This window comes from Pseudoroseomonas cervicalis ATCC 49957 (assembly GCF_000164635.1).
Lineage (GTDB): Bacteria > Pseudomonadota > Alphaproteobacteria > Acetobacterales > Acetobacteraceae > Pseudoroseomonas > Pseudoroseomonas cervicalis.
This window is the reverse complement of sequence record NZ_GG770777.1, coordinates 533,683-541,490: the sequence shown is the minus strand read 5'-3', so window position 1 is coordinate 541,490 and position 7,808 is coordinate 533,683. Positions and strand designations below refer to the sequence as shown.

The window sequence follows — 7,808 nt, the reverse complement described above, 5'->3', positions numbered from 1 at the left end:
CGGCGGGCTCGGCGGGGCCGGCCAGGGCGGCGGGGGACGGTCCGGCGCACAGCCCGGCCGCCAGGAGAACCAGCCCGGCCAACAGCCAGGCCGGCGCCCGGGCCGGAGGCGGGCGGAGCATCGAAAGGAGCGGGAGGGACATGATCGGCCCGGATTGGCTGCGCTGCGTCGGGTTCTGTTCGCGGCAACAACCCGCCCCGGCGCGGCCGGTTGCAGCCACCCGCCGGCCCGGCGCGGGCCAGGCCGACAAGGCGGCCCGCTTGTCTGGATCAGGCCGCCGGGCCGGCGGTGTCATCGAAGCTTCATAAAAATGAAATCGAAGCGTCGCGGCGGTGTCCTAGAAGGCGCCTCGACCGAACCGGCCCTTCGACAGACCCCGGCGACACGGCCCGGGGGCAGGGGCCCAAAGACGGAGAGACAAGGTGAGCAATCGGCTTCTGGCCCTGGCGGCCGGCCTCGTGGCGACGATCGGCCTCTCGATGGGGGCTTCCGCGCAGCAGGCCACGATCACCGGGGCGGGTGCGAGCTTCCCGAACCCGCTGTATCAGAAGTGGGGCGAGGCGGCGCGCTCCTCCATCAACGTGCAGCTGAACTACCAGTCGGTCGGCTCGGGCGCCGGCCAGGCGCAGATCCGCAACCGCACGGTCGATTTCGGCGCTTCCGACGCGCCGATGACCGCCGAGCAGCTGCAGGAGCACAACCTGCTGCAGTTCCCGGCCACGATGGGCAGTCTGGTCGCCATCGTGAACATCCCCGGCGTCGAGATGAACCAGATGCGCCTGACCGGCGAGCTTCTGGCCGAGATCTACCTGGGCAAGATCACCCGCTGGAACGACCCGAAGCTGGTCGAGATGAACCCCGGCGTGAGCCTGCCGAACCTGGCGATCGCCCCGGTCTACCGCGCCGATGGCTCGGGCACGACCTTCGTGTGGGTGTCCTACCTCTCCACCGTCTCCGCCGAGTTCAAGGGCCGCGTTGGTGTCGGCACCTCGGTGCGCTGGCCCGCCGGCACCGGCGCCCGCGGCAATGAGGGTGTGGCCGGCACCGTGCGCAACGTGCGCGGCGCCATCGGCTATGTCGAGCAGGCCTATGCCGAGCAGAACCACCTGACCACCACGCAGCTGCGCAACAAGGCCGGCAACTTCGTGACGCCGACGCCGGAGGCCTTCCAGGCCGCCGCCGCCAATGCCGACTGGAGCGTGCCGAACTTCGCCGCCTCCCTGGTCGACACCCAGGGCGAGAAGTCCTGGCCGATCGTCTCGCCGACCTTCATCCTGCTGCCGCGCAACCCGCAGGACGCGACCCGCGCGCAGAACGTGATGCGCTTCTTCGACTGGGCCTTCCGCTCGGGCGACCAGCTGGCCACCCAGCTCGACTACATCCCGCTGCCGGAGAATGTCGAGAACGCGATCCGCGCCGCCTGGTCGCAGGTGCAGGTCGACGGCCGCGCCCTCTGGCCGGCGCAGTAAGCTGAGGCTGGAGGAGGGGCCGGACATGGCCCCTCCCGCCGCGGCCGGGTGCCGCGGGGACAGGACGGGCGGCGCCGGAAGGTTCCGCCCGCTTTCGCGGATCGGCCGGGGCGGTTATGCCCCGGCCCACCCCTCCCACCGGACCCCCGGAGCTTGACCTTGCAGCAGGCCGCAACCCCCACCGCCGAGATGGCGCCGCCCGGACGGGCGCTGCGCCGCGGCACCAGCTCCGGCGCGCTGGGCGACGCCATCTTCGCCGCCGCCTGCCGCAGCGCGGGCGTCTTCGTCCTGCTGCTGCTCGGCGCCATCATCCTGGAGCTGTTCCTGGGCGGGCTGCAGGCCTTCCGCACCTTCGGCCTGTCCTTCGTCACCTCGACGGAATGGGACCCGGTGCAGGAGGTGTTCGGCGCCGGCGTGTCGATCTACGGCACCCTGGTCACCGCGGTGCTGGCGCTGGTGCTCGCCGTGCCGCTGGCCTTCGGCGTCGCCTTCTACCTGACCGAGCTGGCCCCCGCCTGGCTGAAGCGCCCCGTCGGCACGGCGGTCGAGCTGCTCGCCGCGGTGCCCTCGATCATCTACGGCATGTGGGGCTTCTTCCTGATCGTGCCCTTCATGTCGCAGACGGTGCAGCCCTTCTTCATCGACACGCTGGGCGAGCTGCCCTTCATCGGCGCGCTCTTCGCCGGCCCGCCCTTCGGCACCGGCATCTTCACCGCGGCGCTGATCCTGGCGATCATGGTGCTGCCCTTCATCGCCGCCACCATGCGCGACGTGTTCGAGACGGTGCCGCCGGTGTTCAAGGAGAGCGCCTACGGCCTCGGCTGCACGCAGTGGGAAGTGGTGCGCAGCGTGGTGCTGCCCTACACCCGCATCTCCGTGGTGGGCGGCATCATGCTCGGCCTCGGCCGCGCCCTGGGCGAGACCATGGCGGTCACCTTCGTCATCGGCAATGCCAACCGCATCTCCACCAGCCTGTTCGGCCCGGGCAACACCATCGCCTCGCTGGTCGCGCTGGAATTCGGCGAGAGCGAGCTCGGCAGCCTGAAGCTCTCGGCCCTGCTCGGCCTCGGCTTCATCCTCTTCGTCATCTCCTTCATCGTGCTCGCGGCGTCGCGCTTCCTGCTGCGCCAGCGGCTGAAGGTCTGATCCCATGAGCGCCACCACCCTGCCGCCCGCCGGCTCGGCCCCGCCGCCCTCCAGCGGCCCGGCCAAGAACATGCAGGTCGCGGCCGCGCTCGGCCGGCGCCGCCGCGCCACCGCCCGGGCGGTCAAGCTGGCCTGCTACATCGCGACCGGCATCGGCCTCGCGCTGCTCTTCTCGATCCTCGGCACGCTGTTCTGGAACGGCTTCGCCGCGCTGGAGCTGCGCGTCTTCACCGAGATGACGCGCCCGCCCGGCTCCGGCGGCGGCCTGCTGAACCCGATCATCGGCAGCCTGATCCAGACCGCCATCGGCACCGCCATCGGCACGCCGATCGGTCTGCTGGTTGGCACCTATCTCGCCGAATACGCCAAGAACTCGCCGCTGGCGAACGCGGTGCGCTTCGTCTCCGACATCCTGCTCTCGGCGCCCTCGATCCTGATCGGCCTGTTCGTCTACCAGATCCTGGTGGTGCCCTTCGGCGGCTTCTCCGGCTGGGCCGGCGCCGCGGCGCTCGCCGTCATCGTCATCCCGATCGTGGTGCGCACCACCGAGGACATGCTGCGCCTGCTGCCCGACACGCTGCGCGAGGCGGTGATCGGCCTCGGCGCGCCGAAATGGAAGATGGTGACGCTGGTCTGCTGGCGCGCCGCCGCCTCCGGCATCGTCACCGGCGTGCTGCTGGCGGTCGCCCGCGTGGCGGGCGAGACGGCGCCGCTGCTGTTCACCTCGCTCGGCAACCTGAACTGGTCGCTCAGCCTCTCGGCGCCGATGGCCAGCCTGCCGGTCACCATCTTCTCCTATGCCGGCTCGCCCTATGAGGACTGGATCGCCCTGGCCTGGGCCGGCGCCCTGATCATCACGCTCGGCGTGCTCGGGCTCAACATCGCGGCGCGCAGCCTGCTGCGCCGGAAGTGAGGACACAGATGAGCGCTTCCATGACCACCGCGAACACCGAGGCGCTGGGCGGCCTGCAGGCCCGCTCCGGCGCGGCGCTGAACCCGGCGCGGATCTCGATCCGCAACCTCGATTTCTTCTACGGCGCCAACAAGGCGCTGAAGGGGATCAACCTCGACCTGCCGGACCGCCAGGTCACCGGCATGATCGGCCCCTCGGGCTGCGGCAAGTCGACGCTGCTGCGCATCCTGAACCGGATGTACAGCCTCTATCCCGGGCAGCGCGCCAGCGGCGAGGTGCTGCTGGACGGCAAGAACATCCTCGACGCCGATGTCGACATGAACGCGTTGCGCGCGCGCATCGGCATGGTGTTCCAGAAGCCGACGCCGTTCCCGATGACGATCTACGAGAACATCGCCTTCGGCATCCGCCTGCACGAGAAGCTGTCCAAGAGCCAGATGGACGAGCGCGTCGAATGGGCGCTGACGCGCGCCGCCATCTGGGGCGAGGTGAAGGACCGGCTGAACACCTCCGCCATGGGCCTCTCCGGCGGCCAGCAGCAGCGCCTGTGCATCGCCCGCTCGATCGCGGTGCGGCCGGAGGTGATCCTGCTGGACGAGCCGACCTCGGCGCTCGACCCGATCTCGACCCTGAAGATCGAGGAGCTGATCGACGAGCTGAAGCAGGACTTCACCATCGCCATCGTCACCCACAACATGCAGCAGGCGGCGCGCTGCGCCGACCAGGTGGCGTTCTTCTATCTCGGCGAGCTGATCGAGGTGGCGCCGGCGGAGGAGATGTTCACCGCGCCCAAGCAGAAGAAGACCCAGGAATACATCACCGGCCGCTTCGGCTGAGCAGGAGCCCCTCATGCAAACCGAAGCCCCCGAGCAGCAGAGCGAGCATATCGTGCGGTCCTACGAAGAACAGCTGAAGCGCCTGCGCGAGATGGTGGCCCGCATGGGCGGCCTGGCCGAGCGCCAGGTGGCCGACGCCGCCTCCGCCCTGATCCGCCGCGACACCGAGCTGGCCAGCGCCGTCGTCGGCCGCGATGGCGAGATCGACGCGCTGGAGACCGAGATCGAGAATTTCTGCGTCCGCCTGCTGGCGCTGCGCCAGCCGATGGCCGCCGATCTCCGCCTGATCGTCGCCGCCATGAAGGTCTCGACCGATATCGAGCGCATCGGCGACTACGCCCGCAACGCGGCCAAGCGCGCCATCGTCGTCTCGCAGCAGCCGCAGCTCGGCAGCCTGAACGGCTTCCAGTGGATGGCCAAGCTGGTGCAGGAGAATCTGAAGGACGCGATCGACGCGCTGGTCAAGGAGGATGCCGCCGCCGCCGAGCGCGTCTGGGGCGCCGACGCGCCGGTGGACGACATCTACAACGGCATCTTCCGCGAGATGCTGACGCATATGATGGAGGATCCGCGCAACATCACCGCGGCCACCCATCTGCTGTTCATCGCCAAGAATTTCGAACGCATCGGCGACCACGCGACCAACATCGCCGAGACCGTGCACTACGCCGTGCTGGGTCACATGCTCCCCGAGGACAGGCCGAAATCCGATGCTTCCGCATACACCGTCGTCCGCCCGCCTGCCTGAGCGCGGCAAGAGGAGCCCTTCGATGGCCGAGCCGCATTCCGGCATGGCCCGCCCGACCATCCTGGTGGTCGAGGACGAGGCGCCGCTGCTGACCCTGCTGCGCTACAACCTGGAGAAGCAGGGCTTCCGGGTGGACGAGGCCGCCGATGGCCAGGAAGCCCTGATGCGGGTGGCCGAGGCGCCGCCCGATCTGGTGCTGCTGGACTGGATGCTGCCGGCGCTCTCCGGCCTCGAGGTCTGCCGCCAGCTGCGCCGCCGCCCCGACACGCGCGACCTGCCGATCATCATGGTCACCGCGCGCACCGAGGACCAGGACGCGGTCCGGGCGCTGGACACCGGGGCCGACGACTACATCGCCAAGCCCTTCGTGATGGATGCGCTGATGGCGCGCATCCGCGCCCTGCTGCGCCGCTCCGGCGGCGTCGCCACCAAGGGCACGCTGGCCTGGCACGACGTCACCATGGACCAGGACGCGCACCGCGTCAGCCGCAATGGCCGCGCCCTGCATCTGGGGCCCACCGAATACCGGCTGCTGGAGTTCTTCCTGCAGCATCCGGGCCGCGTCTTCTCGCGCGAGCAGCTGCTGGACGCCGTCTGGGGCCGCGACATCCATGTCGAGCCGCGCACGGTCGACGTGCATATCCGCCGCCTGCGCAAGGCGGTGAATGGCGAGGGCGAGGTGGACATCATCCGCACCGTGCGCAGCGCCGGCTACGCGCTGGATCTCGAACAGGCCTGATCCCGCCGGGGATCGGCGCGGGGCCGGGTGCCGCGAGGCGCCCGGCCCTTTTGCATGGCCGGCGCGCGCCGGCTTGTGCGGTGGGGGAGGGGGCGCCGCCGCCTCACTCGGCGGTGGCGGCGGGCTCCAGCAGCAGCGCCTGGCGGCGGATCAGCCAGACCGCCCGCTCGAACAGGGCGGTGGCGCGGAACAGCAGGTCGTGCCCGCCCGGCGCCAGCCCCGGCTCGGCCCCGGCGATGCGGCGGCGCAGCTGGTCCATCATCTCGGAGCGGTCGGCGGCCAGGGTGCGCAGCAGCGCCAGATCCTCCGCCTCCAGCCGGTCCGCGGCCTCCTCCAGCTGCAGCAGCAGCAGGTGCAGCGCCTCGGCCATGGCGCGCAGCGGCGCGGCCACCGGGTCGGCCTCGCCGCGCGCCGCCGCCTGCTCCACCGCCTCGGCGAACTCGCCCACCGTCTCGCGCAGCGCCGTCAGCATCTCGTTGCGGCTCTCCAGCGCCACCACCCGGGCCAGCGAGTCCGCCGCCGGATCACGTGTCAGCAGCTCGGCCAGGAAGTGCCGCACCGCCTGCTCGACGCCGGCGGCGGCCTGCAGCCGGGCGGGGCGGGGCAACGCCCCCGTGGCCTCGGCGCCCGGCTCCAGCAGCGGGCCGAGCAGCCCGGGCAGCCGCGCGGTGAGCCCCGCCTGCTCGCGCTCCACCAGCTCCAGCGCGGTCGGTGCGTGCTCCAGCGCCTGGTCGTAGAGGAAGCGCGGCCGGCCCAGCGCCTCGGCGGCGCCCGGTGGGGAGAGGCGTTGCAGCAGCGCCATGGCCGGCCCGTTCAGCGGCGCCACCGCCAGCGCGGTGACCACCTGGAACAGCAGGAACAGCCAGCCGATCCGCTCCGGCAGGTCGTGCGACAGCAGGGCGGTGGCCGCCAGCACCAGCGGCACGCCCTGCTGCTCCACCCAGAAGAGCAGCAGGAACAGCGCGGTGCCCAGCGCCTTGAACAGCGTCTGGTAAAGCGCGAGCTGGCGCGCCGAGCCGGACAGGTTGCCCGACAGCAGCAGCACAGACAGGCCCGAGCCGAGCGAGGCGCCATAGACCACCATCACCGTCTGCTCGAAGCCGAGCAGGCCGAGCGCGGTGAGCGTGATCGCCAGGATCGACACGGTGGAGGAGGATTGCGCGATCAGCGTGATCACCACGCCGATCAGGAAGGGCGGCGTCAGCGCGGTGCCGGAGAAGGCCAGGATCTCGCGCACCAGCGGCAGGTCGCGCAAGGGTGCCGCGCCGGCCTTGATGGTGGCCAGCCCCAGGAACAGCAGGCCGAGCCCGGCCAGCGCGCCCAGCAGCGGCTTCAGCCGTCCCCCCGCATCCAGCCCGAAATAGGTGGCGCAGCCCACCACGCCGAACAGCCACAGCACGGCCAGCCGCAGGTCGATGGTGGCCAGCAGCACCAGCCCGGCGGTGCCCGCATTGCACCAGGCCAGCGCCGGCAGGGCGCGGCGCAGCGGCAGCAGCCCGGCGGTGTAGAGGCTGGTGGCGATGAAGGTGACGGCGTTGGAGGATTGCGTCAGCGCCCCCATCAGCAGCCCCAGCACGGCGGCGCGCAGCGGGCCGCGCGTGGCCCCCGCCATCAGCCGCCGCATGCGCCGCCCGCCCATGGATTGCAGCCCGGCGCCGACGCCCTTGACGCCCAGGAAGAACAGGCCGAGCCCGCCGAAGATGCTGGCCAGGATCTCCATCATGCCGCTCCGCGATCAGCCGCGCGGCCGCGCCAGGCCGAAGAGCAGCGCCAGCACCAGCCCGAGCCCGATCAGGCTGCCCCACAACAGCAGGCGCCGTGTCTCCTCGTAGCGCGCCTCGGAGCGGGCGGCGCGCTCACGCGCCGTCGCCGCCCAGGCCTCGCCCAGCCGGTCACCCACCGAATCGAGCCGCTGCTGCAAGGCGCGGTCGGCGCCGCGCAGCGCCGCGTCGGCGGC

The 7,808-nt window shown here is 71.4% G+C and carries 8 protein-coding genes; 6 read left to right on the top strand and 2 right to left on the bottom strand.

The window, feature by feature from the left end; translation table 11 throughout:
- The first annotated feature begins 422 nt into the window (after nucleotides 1-422).
- The 6 genes from pstS (at nucleotide 423) to phoB (ending at nucleotide 5,851) form a co-directional block, all read left to right on the top strand.
- Nucleotides 423-1,469, top strand: a complete 1,047-nt coding sequence (pstS, locus tag HMPREF0731_RS02325) for a phosphate ABC transporter substrate-binding protein PstS (protein WP_007002393.1) — start codon at nucleotides 423-425, stop codon at nucleotides 1,467-1,469.
- A gap of 153 nt (nucleotides 1,470-1,622) precedes the next feature.
- Nucleotides 1,623-2,615, top strand: coding sequence for a phosphate ABC transporter permease subunit PstC (pstC, locus tag HMPREF0731_RS02320; protein ID WP_007002392.1), 993 nt, complete (start codon nucleotides 1,623-1,625; stop codon nucleotides 2,613-2,615).
- Between the two features lie 4 nt (nucleotides 2,616-2,619).
- Entirely contained in the window at nucleotides 2,620-3,528 is a 909-nt protein-coding gene (gene pstA / locus HMPREF0731_RS02315) for a phosphate ABC transporter permease PstA (protein ID WP_007002391.1), read from the top strand.
- A 20-nt stretch (nucleotides 3,529-3,548) separates the two neighbouring features.
- The gene (gene pstB / locus HMPREF0731_RS02310) at nucleotides 3,549-4,364 is read left to right on the top strand and encodes a phosphate ABC transporter ATP-binding protein PstB (protein WP_245538226.1); all 816 of its coding nucleotides are present in this window, start codon (nucleotides 3,549-3,551) and stop codon (nucleotides 4,362-4,364) included.
- Between the two features lie 13 nt (nucleotides 4,365-4,377).
- A complete protein-coding gene (phoU, locus tag HMPREF0731_RS02305; protein ID WP_007002389.1) occupies nucleotides 4,378-5,112 on the top strand; it encodes a phosphate signaling complex protein PhoU in 735 nt (244 codons plus the stop codon).
- A 22-nt stretch (nucleotides 5,113-5,134) separates the two neighbouring features.
- Nucleotides 5,135-5,851 (top strand): phosphate regulon transcriptional regulator PhoB, encoded by a 717-nt coding sequence (gene phoB / locus HMPREF0731_RS02300; protein WP_007002388.1) that lies wholly within the window; start codon nucleotides 5,135-5,137, stop codon nucleotides 5,849-5,851.
- 103 nt (nucleotides 5,852-5,954) lie between these two features.
- Here phoB and HMPREF0731_RS02295 read toward each other — a convergent pair whose 3' ends face one another.
- Both HMPREF0731_RS02295 and HMPREF0731_RS02290 read right to left on the bottom strand, forming a co-directional pair.
- Nucleotides 5,955-7,574: a Na/Pi symporter gene (locus HMPREF0731_RS02295; protein WP_040611848.1), complete on the bottom strand. Its 1,620-nt coding sequence runs from the start codon at nucleotides 7,572-7,574 to the stop codon at nucleotides 5,955-5,957.
- Nucleotides 7,575-7,586: 12 nt separating this feature from the next.
- Nucleotides 7,587-7,808, bottom strand: a 222-nt coding sequence (locus HMPREF0731_RS02290; protein ID WP_007002387.1) for a hypothetical protein, incomplete at its 5' end; no start/stop codon positions are given.